The organism is Mesorhizobium sp. M0833, assembly GCF_040319905.1.
Taxonomy (GTDB): Bacteria; Pseudomonadota; Alphaproteobacteria; order Rhizobiales; family Rhizobiaceae; genus Mesorhizobium.
In genome coordinates this window covers 69,105-82,133 of sequence record NZ_JAMYOQ010000011.1, presented here as the reverse complement: position 1 = coordinate 82,133, position 13,029 = coordinate 69,105, and the positions used below count along the sequence as shown (strand labels likewise).

Here is a 13,029-nt window from a genome sequence, read left to right as displayed (position 1 = left end):
GAATTCGGTTTTGCCCTCGGTCGTGCTTTGATCCGACAGATGTGGCGGCCGCATCAACGCGGCCGCTTGCATGTTTGCAGTCCGGAGCTTATCTCGTGAGCTTCGGTGACACGCGCCGCCTGAGCTGCGGGCATCGAGCGTGACCAAGCGGAGAATCAGGCATGGCTTCGGCTGCTGAACAACTAGCCTCGAATCTGAATTTTTCGGCCTTCGCCAAAGCCGAGGATTTGAAGAAGCGCATCTGGTTCACCATCGGCGCGCTGCTCGTCTATCGTCTTGGCACCTATATCCCGCTGCCCGGCATCAATCCCGACGCTTTCGCCCAGGCCTTCTCGTCGCAGAGCAAGGGCGTGCTCGGCATGTTCAACATGTTCGCAGGCGGCGCCGTGCAGCGCATGGCGATCTTTGCCCTTGGCATCATGCCCTATATCTCCGCTTCCATCATCATGCAGCTGATGACCTCGGTCATTCCGTCGCTGGAAGCGCTGAAGAAGGAAGGCGAGCAGGGCCGCAAGATCATCAACCAGTACACACGCTACGGCACAGTGCTTCTGGCGCTGGTCCAGGCGTACGGCATTTCGGTCGGGCTTGAGGGCGGCAACGGCATCGTCAACGATCCCGGCATGTTCTTCCGCATCTCTACCGTCGTCACGCTGGTCGGCGGCACCATGTTCCTGATGTGGCTTGGCGAGCAGATCACCGCCCGCGGCATCGGCAACGGCATTTCGCTGATCATCTTCTCCGGCATCGTCGCCGGCCTGCCGCGCGCCATCTCCGGCACGCTGGAGCTTGGCCGCACCGGCGCCTTGTCGACCGGCCTGATCCTGGCGATCATCGTGCTCGCCATCATCGTCATCGCGCTGATCGTCTTCTTCGAGCGCGCCCAGCGCCGCCTGCTGATCCAGTATCCCAAGCGCCAGGTTGGCAATCGCATGTTCCAGGGCGATACCTCGCATCTGCCGCTGAAGCTCAACACGTCCGGCGTCATTCCGCCGATCTTCGCCTCGTCGCTGCTGCTGCTGCCTGCGACCGTCGCCGGCTTCTCGCAGACCACCAATATGCCTGCATGGGCCAGCACCATCCTGGCGGCGCTCGGCCACGGCCAGCCGCTCTATATGGCCTTCTACGCGGCGATGATCGTGTTCTTCGCCTTCTTCTATACGGCGATCGTCTTCAATCCGAAGGACACCGCCGACCAGCTCAAGAAGCATTCGGGCTTCATCCCGGGCTATCGTCCGGGCGAGCGCACTGCAGATTATATCGACTATGTGCTCACCCGCATCACGGTCGTCGGCGCCATTTATCTGGTGCTGGTGTGTCTGCTGCCCGAGTTCCTGATTTCAGCGACTGGCGTACCGTTCTACCTTGGTGGCACTTCGCTCCTGATCGTGGTCAGTGTAACGCTCGATACGGTGGCGCAGATTCAGGGTCACCTGATCGCGCACCAGTATGAGGGCCTGATCAAGAAGTCGAAGCTGCGCGGGGGGAAAAAGGCCAGATGAGGTTGATATTGCTTGGACCGCCGGGGGCGGGCAAGGGGACACAAGCACTGAGACTGGTAGAACGACACGGCATCCCACAGCTTTCCACGGGGGACATGCTGCGTGCTGCTGTTCAGGCCGGCACCGAAGTCGGCAAGCGCGCCAAGGCGGTGATGGACGCTGGCGAACTGGTGTCCGACGCTATCGTCAATGCCATCGTGGCCGAGCGCATCGATCAAGCTGATTGCGCAAACGGTTTCATCCTTGACGGGTATCCGCGAACTCTGGTGCAAGCGGACGCCGTTGAGGAAATGCTGTCGGATCGCGGACTGGAGCTAGACGCGGTCATCGAATTTGTCGTCGACGACAAGGCGCTGGTTGGCCGAATCGTCAAGCGCGCCGAAGAAGCCAAGGCCGCAGGCCTGCCAGTGCGCAAGGACGACAGTCCAGCGGTGTTCGAAGAACGCTTGAGGGAATATTACAAGAAAACCTCGCCGCTGATCGGCTACTACTATGCCAAGGGCAAACTTAGGGGCGTCGATGGCATGGCCGACATCGATGCGGTGACGCAGCAGATCGAGGCGGTGCTCAGGGCGACGACCCGGCAGGTTGGCCGAGCGGCCGGCTAGAGAATCGAACGATTGCGCTTGACTGGAGCGGCCCGCTGGGGTATGGCGGCCCGTCTTCCTATCAGGCATGAGGCTTGCTTGTCCGCAAGGGCAAGGCAGGCCGCTTTGAACTGGAAACTCCCGCAAGGGCCGGCCTCCACCGGACGCGGGGCAACTTGAAGCGCCGGCTCGCCCGGCCTACATGGAGAAGAGAAGAACATGGCTCGTATAGCCGGCGTCAACATTCCGACCAACAAGCGCGTCGTCATCGCGCTTCAATACATTCACGGCATTGGCAAGAAGTTCGCCCAGGAGATCGTCGACAAGGTCGGCATCCCGGCCGAGCGTCGCGTCAACCAGCTGACCGACGCGGAAGTGCTGCAGATCCGCGAGACCATCGACCGCGATTACCAGGTCGAGGGCGACCTGCGCCGCGAAGTGTCGATGAACATCAAGCGACTCATGGACCTCGGCTGCTACCGCGGCCTGCGTCACCGCCGCTCGCTGCCGGTTCGTGGCCAGCGCACGCATACCAATGCGCGCACCCGCAAGGGCCCAGCCAAGTCGATTGCCGGAAAGAAGAAGTAATTTAGGGCAGTAAGGGAGTAGGGCAGTAAGGCAATAGGAACGGCAGACATACTGCCCTACTGCCATATTCCCCTACTGCCTTCTCCCTGGTGGAGCCGCTGGCATTACGGCGGTGTAGAGATCAACTGAAAGGACCATCATGGCCAAGGAAGCCACTCGTGTTCGCCGTCGCGAACGCAAGAACATCTCGTCGGGCGTTGCCCATGTCAATTCGACCTTCAACAACACGATGATCACCATCACCGACGCGCAGGGTAACTCGATTGCCTGGTCGTCGGCTGGAGCCCAGGGCTTCAAGGGATCGCGCAAGTCGACCCCGTTCGCTGCCCAGATGGCCGCCGAAGATGTTGCCAAGAAGGCCCAGGAACACGGCATGCGCATGCTCGAGGTCGAGGTCTGTGGACCCGGCTCCGGTCGTGAATCGGCGCTGCGCGCGCTGCAGGCCGCCGGCTTCACCATCACCTCGATCCGTGATGTGACGCCGATCCCGCACAATGGTTGCCGCCCGCGCAAGAAGCGCCGCGTCTAAAGAATTTACCGAACGCCGCGCGAGCGCCTCAAGGGCGCTCCTCCACGGCATTCCAGGTCGCCCGCCACGATTGGATGGTGGCGGGACAACGGAAGGAAAGCACTATGATCCAGAAAAATTGGCAAGAACTGATCAAGCCGAACAAGATCGAGTTCTCGTCGAAGAAGAAGACGCTGACCACGCTCGTCGCCGAGCCGCTCGAGCGCGGCTTCGGCCTCACCCTCGGCAACGCGCTGCGCCGCGTGCTTCTATCTTCGCTGCGTGGCGCGGCTGTGACCGCCGTGCAGATCGACGGCGTTCTGCATGAATTCTCGTCCATCGCCGGCGTGCGCGAGGACGTGACCGACATCGTCTTGAACATCAAGGAAATCGCCATCCGCATGGAAGGCGACGGCCCCAAGCGCATGGTCGTACGCAAGCAGGGACCGGGTGCAGTTCTCGCCGGCGACATCCAGACGGTTGGCGACGTCGAGATCCTCAATCCCGACCACGTCATCTGCACGCTGGACGAGGGCGCTGAAATCCGCATGGAATTCACCGTCGACACCGGCAAGGGCTATGTGCCGGCCGACCGCAACCGCGCCGAGGACGCGCCGATCGGGCTGATCCCCGTCGACAGCCTGTATTCGCCGGTCAAGAAGGTCTCCTACAAGGTCGAGAACACCCGCGAGGGCCAGGTTCTCGACTATGACAAGCTGACCATGACCATCGAGACCGATGGTTCGATCTCGGGCGAGGACGCAGTGGCCTTCGCCGCTCGCATCCTGCAGGACCAGCTCGGCCTGTTCGTCAATTTCGACGAGCCGCAGAAGGAAGTCGCCGCCGAACAGGTTACCGAGCTTGCCTTCAACCCGGCGCTGCTCAAGAAGGTCGACGAGCTCGAGCTTTCGGTGCGTTCGGCCAACTGCCTGAAGAACGACAACATCGTCTATATCGGCGACCTGATCCAGAAGACCGAAGCCGAGATGCTGCGCACCCCGAACTTCGGCCGCAAGTCGCTGAACGAGATCAAGGAAGTCCTGGCGGCCATGGGCCTGCATCTCGGCATGGAAGTGCCGGACTGGCCGCCGGAAAACATCGAAGACCTCGCCAAGCGTTACGAAGATCAATATTAAGCATGATCCCGAACCGAAGGTCAGCGCAGCAAAAAGTTGCAGACTTTTCGGACAAGATCATGCGGCTAACCAACTGGGGCTCAGGCCTCTTGAAACCGCAATGAAGGAGAAGAGCCATGCGCCACGGATTTAAAGGCCGCCGGTTCGCCCGCAGCATAAGCCATCGCAAGTCGATGTTTGCCAACCTTGCCGTGTCGCTTATCGAGCACGAGCAGATCCTCACCACGCTACCGAAGGCGAAGGATTTGCGTCCGATCGTCGAGAAGCTGGTGACGCTCGGCAAGCGCGGCGACCTGCACGCCCGCCGCCAGGTTATTGCCCAGATCGGCAATGAAGGCGTCGTCAAGCGCCTGTTCGATACCATCGCGCCACGTTATGCCACCCGCAACGGCGGCTATCTGCGCATCATGAAGGCCGGCTTCCGCCACGGTGATAACGCGGCAATGGCGGTCATCGAGTTCGTCGACCGCGACACCTCGGCCAAGGGCGCCGGCGACCGTGCCCGCATCGAGGCTGAAGGCACCGAAGAGGAAGCCGCGGCCGCATAAGGCTCGGCTTTCCTGAGAAGTTCAAAAGGGGCCTCCGGGCCCCTTTTTCTGTTTCCGAAGGTAACCGGGCAGGGCTGGTAGGGGTTTGGTCACCGGTTTTTGCGGCGACTACCCAAAATAATCGGATTTCAGCGGCTTAGCCTTTCATTTTGCACAATCGTCAGGACAATGGCGCCCGACTTGGAGGATTCGGAATGCGCGTTAAACGGCTGTCCATTGTTCTGATCTGCGCCTTGATGGCGTTGGCCCTCGTGCCGGCGGCCAGGCACACGCTGGCGGAGGAGACCAAGCCAGATCCTGGTCTGTCCGACGTGCTGACCGATCTGTTGCATGGCGTCGAAGGCGAAAACGCCACCTCCGGCCCCGACAAGCGCGTGCCGTTCGGCCGCGAGGAGGTGCAGCTGTCCTTTGCGCCGCTGGTCAAGCAGACGGCGCCGGCTGTAGTCAATGTCTACGCCTCGCAGACCGCCAAGGTGGCGTCACCCTTCGACGGCGATCCGTTTTTCGAGGAGTTCTTCGGCCGCTCGCAGCCGCGCGCGCAGTCGTCGCTCGGTTCGGGGGTACTGGTCGATCCGACCGGCGTCGTGGTGACCAATTTCCATGTCGTCAAGGACGCCGACCAGGTCAAGGTCGCGACCGCCGACGGGCGCGAATTCGACAGTAAGGTGCTGCTCAAGGATGAGACGCTCGACCTCGCCGTGCTCAAGATTTCTTCCGACAAGCCGTTCCCGGTGATCGCCATCGGCGATTCCGACGCGCTCGAGGTCGGCGACCTGGTTTTGGCGATCGGCAATCCGTTCGGGGTCGGCCAGACCACCACCAGCGGCATTATTTCGGCGGTGGCGCGCAGCCATATCGGCATCTCCGATTCCAGCTTCTTCATCCAGACCGACGCCGCCATCAACCCCGGCAATTCCGGTGGCGCGCTGGTCAACATGGGAGGGCAACTGATCGGCATCAACACCGCGATCTATAGCCGTAGCGGCGGCTCGATCGGCATCGGCTTTGCCATCCCTTCGAACATGGTCCGCGCTTTCGCCGATGCGGCCAAGGCTGGGCTCGACTTCTTCGAGCGGCCGTATGCCGGTGCCGAGTTCGAGGCGGTGACGCCGCAGATTGCCGAATCGCTTGGCATGGACAAACCGACCGGTGCGCTGGTTTCTTCAGTCGAAGAGGCGGGACCCGCGGCCAAGGCAGGGCTCAAGCCTGGCGACGTAGTGCTGTCGCTCAACGGCAAGCCGGTCGAGAGCGTCGGCGCGCTGGACTACCGGATGGCGACGCTGTCGATTGGTACGAATGCCAGCTTCGGCGTTCTGAGCAAGGGTCAGCAGGCGACGATGGACATCGCTCTGGAACGACCGCCCGAAGGCGCCAAGGCTGCGGAACTCACATTGCGTGGGCGTAGCCCGTTTTCGGGTGCCAAAGTCGCTGAACTGTCGCCACGGCTTGCCCAGCGGCTCGGTCTGCGCACCGATGTCAAAGGCGTCACCGTGGTCGACGTCAACCGCGATTCGCCCGCTGCTGATTTTGGCTTCCAGCCCGGCGACGTCGTGCGTGAGGTCAATGGCCTGACGATCGACAAGGCGGCGACGCTGGAACAGGTAGCCCAGCAGGACACGCGCTGGTGGCGCTTTACCGTCGAGCGCGGCGGGCAGATACTGCGCCAGGTATTGCGTTACTGAGCCCGACCGTCAGCATGATCGGGCTCCAGGCAGAAGAAGTTGCATGGCCGATCTGTTCAGTGTCGATGAACCGGAAAAGACGCCGCCCGGCAGGCCGCTGGCGGACCGTCTGCGCCCGAAGAACCTTGGCGAGGTCGTCGGCCAGGAGCATCTGACCGGACCCGACGGCGCGCTGACGCGGCTGATCGGCTCCGGCTCGCTCGGCTCGATGATTTTCTGGGGCCCGCCCGGCACCGGCAAGACAACGGTCGCACGGCTGCTTGCCGGAGAGACAAGCCTCGCCTTCGAACAGATTTCGGCCGTGTTTTCGGGCGTTGCCGACCTGAAGAAAGTGTTCGAGGCAGCGAAGCTGCGCCGCTCGAACGGCCGCCAGACACTGCTGTTCGTCGACGAGATCCATCGCTTCAACCGCGCCCAGCAGGACAGTTTTCTGCCCGTGATGGAAGACGGCACCGTGGTGCTGGTCGGCGCCACCACCGAGAACCCGTCCTTCGAGCTTAACGCCGCGCTTCTGTCGCGTGCGCGTGTGCTGGTCTTTCACTCGCTCGGCGAGGAGAGCATCGCCAAGCTGCTGGCGCGGGCCGAGCAGGCAGAGGGCAGGGCGCTGCCGCTCGATGAAGACGCACGGGCGATGCTCATCCGCATGAGCGACGGCGACGGCCGCGCGGCGCTGACGCTGGCCGAAGAGGTCTGGCGCGCAGCGAAATCAAAGGAGGTGTTCGGCGCCGAAGCTCTGCAGCGCATCGTCCAGCGCCGCGCGCCGATCTACGACAAAGGCCAGGACGGCCATTACAATTTGATCTCCGCCTTGCATAAATCGGTGCGCGGCTCCGACCCCGACGCGGCACTCTACTATCTGGCCCGCATGTTCGACGCCGGCGAAGATCCGCTTTATCTCGGGCGCCGGTTGGTGCGCATGGCGATGGAGGATATCGGGCTGGCCGACCCGCAGGCGCTCGTCGTCGCTAACGCCGCCAAGGACGCCTACGACTATCTGGGCTCGCCCGAGGGCGAACTGGCCTTCGCCGAGGCGACCGTCTATCTCGCCACCGCGCCGAAATCCAATGCAGTCTATACCGCGTTCAAGGCCGCCACACAGGCGGCGAAGGAATTCGGTTCGCTGCTGCCGCCCAAGCACATTCTCAATGCGCCGACCAAGCTGATGAAACAGGAAGATTACGGCGCCGGCTATCGCTACGACCACGACGAGCCCGACGCTTTTTCCGGCCAGGACTATTTTCCGGAGAAGATGGGAAGGCAGACATTCTACGACCCGCCCGAGCGCGGCTTCGAGCGCGATATCAGGAAGCGGCTGGATTATTGGGCGAAGCTGCGCAGCGAGCGGGAAAAATAGCTGCCAGTCGCACAGTGGCGTGATCGCCGTTGTCTGGCGTGACAAAAAACCCTATCAAGATGCGCCTTCGGCCGGCGGACAGGCCAGAAACGTACCGACGATATTCAGAACGGAATCGCGCCTGGCGCGTGGAAAAATGACGAAAAAATCTCGCAAGACCCTTCGGAAGTTCGCCATAGCGATCCCGCTGCTGGCGCTCGGCTTTTATTTCATTCCCATCCTGATGACAATTTTCATTGTCCTCGGTCTGATCGACGTGTTGCGCAACGACAACAAGAACTGGGCCCTGTTCAGTGGTTATTTCCTCGGCAACGGCATCTTCACCTGGCTGCTTTCGCCCTTCAATCTGCTGGTCGATCTGCTGTGCTACAGAAACAGGGGTGTCTGGAAACTGGACCAGTTTCCTCCGGACTATCAACGCGAGGTCAACGAGGTCCTGGACGTATTCAAGGCGCGCAAGGACGAGATCATCGCCGATATCGACGCCAATTTCGGCAGCGGCCGGCGCGGCATGTATGTCTATCAGTGGTATGGCAAGCACAAAATAGACAACGTTGCCGAATTCAACAAGGATTTCAAATATATCAAGACGATTGCCGTTTCTGTTTTCAGCGGCAGGGAATCGACTTCCTGGCACTTTGGCCCGCTCCGGCTCAGCCTGCGCATTCTCTACAACCTCATCCCGGTGAAATCGGAAGTGTTTGTCGAGTGCGGCAACGCCAAGAACTACTGGCACGAGAACCCGCTGTTCATCTTCGATGACACACTGCTGCATCGCTCGGTCAACCAGTATGACGGGCGCCGCTACTGTGTGTTCATGGACATCATTCGCCCGTCGCCGTTTCCCGGTCTGATCGCGAGCCTCCTGGCCATCGTTTCGGTCAGCGTCGAGCGCATCAATGCCATGTTCTACAAAAACTGGAAGATGATCGCCTCCAGCAAGCCGAAGAAAGCCGGAGCCGCCTGACACCGTAGTGTGACCGGCGCGAGGGAGCACGATGTATCATCTGTTGCTTGTCTGCCTTGGTGGCGCGATCGGCGCAATGGCCCGCTTCTTCTTGTCCGGCTTCGTCGCCCGCCGGGTTGGCGAGACCTTTCCCTGGGGCACGATGGTGGTCAACGTCTCGGGAGCGTTTGCAATCGGTGTCGTTGCGCATGCGGTGGCGCGCGACGGCATGCCCGCCATCTGGGCCTTTGCCGTCACCGGCGGCCTCGGCTGCTACACCACGGTGTCTTCCTTCAGCCTGCAGACGCTGGCGCTGGCGCGCGAGGGCGAATGGCTGCGCGCCGGCGGAAATGTGCTGCTTTCGGTTTTCCTGAGCCTCGGCGGCGTGACGCTGGGCTTTGCCGCGGGAAGTCTTCTGATTGGCAGCGGGGCGCCGTGAGCGGCCCGCGGAAGCTCCGCCACGACGGGACGGAGACTGCCGCGGCCGGGCATGGCGGACGTCTCATTGGTTGGCGCAGAACCTCCGAAGCGGTTCGGCTCTATGCGACCGTGGCCGCAGGCAGCATGATCGGCGGTGTGCTGCGGGCGCTTGCCTCATCGACGAGCACTGCCCTGTGGGGCGCTGGATTTCCCTTCGGCACACTCCTCGTCAACATTGTCGGCTCATTCCTCATCGGCTTCTACGCGACATTGACGGGACCGGATGGTCGTGTCTTCGCCGGTCCGCTGCAGCGCCAGTTCTTCATGGCCGGCTTCTGTGGCGGCCTGACGACCTTCTCGGCCTTCAGCCTTGAAACGCTCACCCTCGCGCAAGGCGGGAGGTTTCTGGCGGCGGGACTCAATATCGCGATCTCCGTGGTGGCCTGGCTTGCCGCCGTCTGGCTTGGCCACATCTTTGCAGTTCGCCTCAACCGGCTGAGAGGGTCCAGGCAATGAAGATACCAACACAGGCGCAATTGCTGCGCATATTTATCGGCGAAAACGACAAGGCAGATGGCCGTCCGCTGTATGAGGTTATCGTGCTGAGGGCCCGCGAAATGCAGATCGCCGGCGCGACCGTCCTGCGCGGCGCGATGGGGTTCGGCCATTCCAGCCGGCTTCACACCACGAAGATCCTCCGCCTATCGGAGGATCTGCCCCTGGTCATCGAGATCGTCGATGACGAGGAAAAATTGGCCGCTTTCCTGCCCGTTCTTGAAACAATCATGACAAGTGGTTTGATTACGCTGGAGAAAGTTCAGGTTCTGCAATATGGAACCGACAACGAATAACCGAGTGAGATTGCGGGTGCCGGCGAATGCCGTTGCATGCCTGCAAAACGGCGATTGGAATCATGGCAGGCGTTGAACAGATCACAGTGGACGCCGGTGAGGCGGGCATGCGGCTCGACCGCTGGTTCAAGAGCCATTTCCCCGGTCTCGGTTTTGGTCATCTGCAGAAGCTGCTGCGTTCCGGCCAGATCCGCGTCGACGGCGGCAGGGTGAAGGCCGATACCCGCGTCGAAGCCGGCCAAACGGTGCGTGTGCCGCCGCTCGAAGTCGACAAGAAAGGCGAAAGCCCGCTGACCGGCCATTCGATACGCAACCAGGGCGACGCCGATGTCCTAGCCAAGATGCTGATCCATGAGGACCCGAAGGTCTTTGTCTTCAACAAGCCGGCCGGCCTGGCGGTGCAAGGCGGCTCGGGGGTCACCCGCAATGTCGACGACATGCTGGAAGCCTGGCGCAACCAAAAGGGCGAGAAGCCGCGTCTGGTGCACCGGCTCGACCGCGACACGTCGGGTGTTCTGGTTGTCGCCCGTACAAGGCTCGCCGCCATGAAGCTCGCCGAAGCGTTCCGGGCGCGTGAGACGAAGAAAACCTACTGGGCGCTGGTCAAGGGTGTGCCGCCGAAGCGCGAGGACAAGATCTCGACCTGGTTGATTAAGGAACCGACGCCCGACGGCGATCGCGTGCGCATCGCCAAGCATGGCGAAAAGGGCGCCGACCACGCCGTGTCTTACTACCGTGTCATCGAGCAGGCTGCACAGACGATGACCTGGCTGGAGATGGAGCCGTATACCGGCCGCACCCACCAGCTTCGTGTCCACGCCGCGCATATCGGCTGCCCGATCATCGGTGACCCCAAATATTTCGAGGCCGACACCAATTGGGATTTTCCCGGCGGCATGCAGAACCGTCTGCATCTGCACGCCCGCCGCATCGTCATCCCGCATCCCGATAAGGGGTTCGTCGACGTCACCGCGCCGATGCCGCCGCACATGCGCCAGAGCTGGAACCTGATCGGCTTCGACGACGCAAGCGCGGAGGACTAGGGCCGGTGGGCGTCGCCACAGATACGCTCGACCGCCGTGACGCGGTCGATCTGGCGGCCTCCGCCATCATGGTTGGGCTGACTTGTTCCTGGGGGCTGAACTACGTCGCCGCCAAGATCTCCTATGCCGGCTACGATCCCGTTTTCCTGTCGATCGCCCGCTCGGTGATCGGCGGCCTGTGTGTTTTCGGCTGGTGCCGCTGGCGCGGCATCGCGCTGTTCACGCCCGACAAGACCCTCGTCGCCGGCATTCTGGCAGGCGCGCTTTTCGGTCTCGAGTTCCTGTTTCTGTATGTCGGGCTCGAACACACCACCGTCGTGCGCAACACCTTGCTGGTCAACACCATGCCGTTCTGGATGCTGGTCGGCGGCCATTTCCTGCTGGGTGAAAGCATCACGGCACGCAAGCTCGTTGGTCTTCTGCTCGCTTTCGCCGGACTGGTCGCGGTGTTTTCCGACAAACTGAGCGCCAATGGCGGCGCAACATTGAGCGGCGATTTGCTCAGTCTCGGCGCCGGCATTCTGTGGGCCGTGACCAATATCGTCATCAAGCGGTCGAAGCTGGTCACGGCCAGCGCCGAAAAGCTGCTGCTCTATCAGCTGGCCGGGGCCGCCGTCGTCGGGATTTTGGTGATGCCTTTTGCCGGCCCGCCAGTCCGCAGCTTTGCAGTTCTGCCGACCTTGGCTCTGTTGTTCCAGGCCGTCTACGTCGTCGCGTTCACCTATGTTCTGTGGTTCTGGCTGCTCCGGCGCTACCCTGCATCTGGACTGTCGAGCTTCACCTTCCTGTCGCCGGTGTTCGGTGTGCTCTGCGGCGCCGTCTTCTTGAACGAGCCGTTGACAGTTCGTATCTTCCTGGCACTCGGCCTCATCGCCGCCGGTCTTATCATCGTCAACCGGCCGGCCCGAAAACAAGCCCCCGGATGAGCATGCGCGACATATTGAACGACCTCGAAGCTGGAAAGCAGCTCTCCGATCCGGACCCGGTGCGTCGCGCCCAGATCCAGATGAAGACGCAACTGCCGAAGCGCTTCTACAAGACCGTCGCAGTCGCGCCGGTCGAAGATGGTTTTGCCGTCCATCTCGATGGCAAGCCCGTCCGCACGCCGGCCAAAGCGCTGCTGGCGCTGCCGACCGAAAAGGCGGCTACTCTCGTCGCCGACGAATTCGCCGCACAGGAGGAGACCATCGACCCGGTGACGATGCCGGTGATGCGTCTGGTCAATACGGCAATCGATGGCGTCGCCAGTGATCCCCAGGCGGTGCTGGAGGACATACTGCGCTTCGCCTCATCCGATCTGCTCTGCTACCGCGCCGATGCGCCCCACGGACTAGTCGACCGGCAGAACGAGCATTGGGACCCGGTCATCGACTGGGTGCGCAGCGCACTCGGCGCCCGGTTCCATCTCGCCGAAGGCGTGATCCATGTCGAACAGCCGCGCGAGAGTATCGCGCTGCTCGGCCAGCATCTTGCCCAACGTGCCGATCCGCTGCGCCTTGCCGCCATTCACGTCATGACCTCGCTGACCGGATCGGCGCTGCTGGCGATCGCCGTCGACTTCGGCGAGCTCGACGGCGAGGCGGCCTGGGCTGCCGGTCATGTCGACGAGGACTGGCAGGCCGAGCAATGGGGCCATGATGCAGAGGCGCTCGCGCGCCGCGCTGCCCGCAAACGCGACATGATGGCCGCAGTCAAGCTGCTCGAAGCTCTCAAAGGCTGACGGCACCGCCCGCTATTTCGCACTGCACATTAGACCAAAGTCATAATCCCAAAGGCGGTCTGCCTCTGGGCACTGCTTTCTGTCATTTTTTGCACCGGTGGCTGCACTGAGTCTGCGTTGCGAGGAAACGCGGGCGATGACGTG

Annotated in this window: 15 protein-coding genes; all 15 read left to right on the top strand. The window is 62.0% G+C overall.

What is annotated here, in order from left to right:
- Positions 1–161 precede the first annotated feature (161 nt).
- The 15 genes from secY (at position 162) to NKH98_RS14725 (ending at position 12,885) form a co-directional block, all read left to right on the top strand.
- The gene (gene secY, locus NKH98_RS14795) at positions 162–1,502 is read left to right on the top strand and encodes a preprotein translocase subunit SecY (RefSeq protein WP_023675130.1); all 1,341 of its coding nucleotides are present in this window, start codon (positions 162–164) and stop codon (positions 1,500–1,502) included.
- Complete coding sequence (locus NKH98_RS14790; RefSeq protein WP_254817153.1) at positions 1,499–2,110, top strand: adenylate kinase; 612 nt, start codon at positions 1,499–1,501, stop codon at positions 2,108–2,110. Before secY ends, NKH98_RS14790 begins: the two co-directional genes overlap by 4 nt.
- A 198-nt stretch (positions 2,111–2,308) precedes the next feature.
- On the top strand, positions 2,309–2,677 hold the full coding sequence (gene rpsM, locus NKH98_RS14785) for a 30S ribosomal protein S13 (protein WP_006205445.1): 369 nt from the start codon (positions 2,309–2,311) through the stop codon (positions 2,675–2,677).
- Positions 2,678–2,816: 139 nt separating this feature from the next.
- A complete protein-coding gene (gene rpsK / locus NKH98_RS14780) occupies positions 2,817–3,206 on the top strand; it encodes a 30S ribosomal protein S11 (protein WP_023799279.1) in 390 nt (129 codons plus the stop codon).
- 104 nt (positions 3,207–3,310) lie between these two features.
- A complete protein-coding gene (locus tag NKH98_RS14775) occupies positions 3,311–4,321 on the top strand; it encodes a DNA-directed RNA polymerase subunit alpha (RefSeq protein ID WP_023675128.1) in 1,011 nt (336 codons plus the stop codon).
- A gap of 116 nt (positions 4,322–4,437) precedes the next feature.
- Complete coding sequence (gene rplQ, locus NKH98_RS14770; protein WP_023675127.1) at positions 4,438–4,869, top strand: 50S ribosomal protein L17; 432 nt, start codon at positions 4,438–4,440, stop codon at positions 4,867–4,869.
- A 194-nt stretch (positions 4,870–5,063) separates the two neighbouring features.
- On the top strand, positions 5,064–6,551 hold the full coding sequence (locus NKH98_RS14765) for a DegQ family serine endoprotease (protein WP_352899426.1): 1,488 nt from the start codon (positions 5,064–5,066) through the stop codon (positions 6,549–6,551).
- Positions 6,552–6,594: 43 nt separating this feature from the next.
- Positions 6,595–7,905, top strand: a complete 1,311-nt coding sequence (locus NKH98_RS14760; protein ID WP_352899423.1) for a replication-associated recombination protein A — start codon at positions 6,595–6,597, stop codon at positions 7,903–7,905.
- Positions 7,906–8,041: 136 nt separating this feature from the next.
- A complete protein-coding gene (locus NKH98_RS14755) occupies positions 8,042–8,872 on the top strand; it encodes an aspartyl/asparaginyl beta-hydroxylase domain-containing protein (protein WP_352899421.1) in 831 nt (276 codons plus the stop codon).
- A gap of 31 nt (positions 8,873–8,903) precedes the next feature.
- Positions 8,904–9,290, top strand: a complete 387-nt coding sequence (crcB, locus tag NKH98_RS14750) for a fluoride efflux transporter CrcB (protein ID WP_352806837.1) — start codon at positions 8,904–8,906, stop codon at positions 9,288–9,290.
- Between the two features lie 125 nt (positions 9,291–9,415).
- Complete coding sequence (crcB, locus tag NKH98_RS14745; RefSeq protein ID WP_254817401.1) at positions 9,416–9,787, top strand: fluoride efflux transporter CrcB; 372 nt, start codon at positions 9,416–9,418, stop codon at positions 9,785–9,787.
- A complete protein-coding gene (locus tag NKH98_RS14740) occupies positions 9,784–10,122 on the top strand; it encodes a DUF190 domain-containing protein (protein WP_254817158.1) in 339 nt (112 codons plus the stop codon). The genes crcB (NKH98_RS14745) and NKH98_RS14740 overlap by 4 nt, the downstream gene beginning before the upstream one ends.
- A gap of 62 nt (positions 10,123–10,184) precedes the next feature.
- Entirely contained in the window at positions 10,185–11,165 is a 981-nt protein-coding gene (locus NKH98_RS14735; RefSeq protein WP_352507446.1) for an RluA family pseudouridine synthase, read from the top strand.
- 68 nt (positions 11,166–11,233) lie between these two features.
- Positions 11,234–12,091 carry a DMT family transporter gene (locus NKH98_RS14730; RefSeq protein WP_502894261.1) on the top strand — a complete coding sequence of 286 codons (858 nt, stop codon included), beginning with the start codon at positions 11,234–11,236 and terminating at the stop codon, positions 12,089–12,091.
- 2 nt (positions 12,092–12,093) lie between these two features.
- Positions 12,094–12,885, top strand: coding sequence for an ATP12 family chaperone protein (locus NKH98_RS14725; protein WP_352899418.1), 792 nt, complete (start codon positions 12,094–12,096; stop codon positions 12,883–12,885).
- Positions 12,886–13,029: the final 144 nt, after the last annotated feature.

Excerpts from the sequence above, each read along its gene's own strand:
- NKH98_RS14755 (WP_352899421.1), top strand. The coding sequence starts at position 8,042 with ATGACGAAAAAATCTCGCAAGACCCTTCGGAAGTTCGCCATAGCGATC.
- NKH98_RS14740 (WP_254817158.1), top strand. The coding sequence starts at position 9,784 with ATGAAGATACCAACACAGGCGCAATTGCTGCGCATATTTATCGGCGAA.
- NKH98_RS14765 (WP_352899426.1), top strand. The coding sequence starts at position 5,064 with ATGCGCGTTAAACGGCTGTCCATTGTTCTGATCTGCGCCTTGATGGCG.
- rplQ (WP_023675127.1), top strand. The coding sequence starts at position 4,438 with ATGCGCCACGGATTTAAAGGCCGCCGGTTCGCCCGCAGCATAAGCCAT.
- NKH98_RS14735 (WP_352507446.1), top strand. The coding sequence starts at position 10,185 with ATGGCAGGCGTTGAACAGATCACAGTGGACGCCGGTGAGGCGGGCATG.
- NKH98_RS14725 (WP_352899418.1), top strand. The coding sequence starts at position 12,094 with ATGCGCGACATATTGAACGACCTCGAAGCTGGAAAGCAGCTCTCCGAT.
- NKH98_RS14775 (WP_023675128.1), top strand. The coding sequence starts at position 3,311 with ATGATCCAGAAAAATTGGCAAGAACTGATCAAGCCGAACAAGATCGAG.
- secY (WP_023675130.1), top strand. The coding sequence starts at position 162 with ATGGCTTCGGCTGCTGAACAACTAGCCTCGAATCTGAATTTTTCGGCC.
- NKH98_RS14730 (WP_502894261.1), top strand. The coding sequence starts at position 11,234 with ATGGTTGGGCTGACTTGTTCCTGGGGGCTGAACTACGTCGCCGCCAAG.
- NKH98_RS14790 (WP_254817153.1), top strand. The coding sequence starts at position 1,499 with ATGAGGTTGATATTGCTTGGACCGCCGGGGGCGGGCAAGGGGACACAA.
- NKH98_RS14760 (WP_352899423.1), top strand. The coding sequence starts at position 6,595 with ATGGCCGATCTGTTCAGTGTCGATGAACCGGAAAAGACGCCGCCCGGC.
- crcB (WP_254817401.1), top strand. The coding sequence starts at position 9,416 with ATGATCGGCGGTGTGCTGCGGGCGCTTGCCTCATCGACGAGCACTGCC.
- crcB (WP_352806837.1), top strand. The coding sequence starts at position 8,904 with ATGTATCATCTGTTGCTTGTCTGCCTTGGTGGCGCGATCGGCGCAATG.
- rpsM (WP_006205445.1), top strand. The coding sequence starts at position 2,309 with ATGGCTCGTATAGCCGGCGTCAACATTCCGACCAACAAGCGCGTCGTC.
- rpsK (WP_023799279.1), top strand. The coding sequence starts at position 2,817 with ATGGCCAAGGAAGCCACTCGTGTTCGCCGTCGCGAACGCAAGAACATC.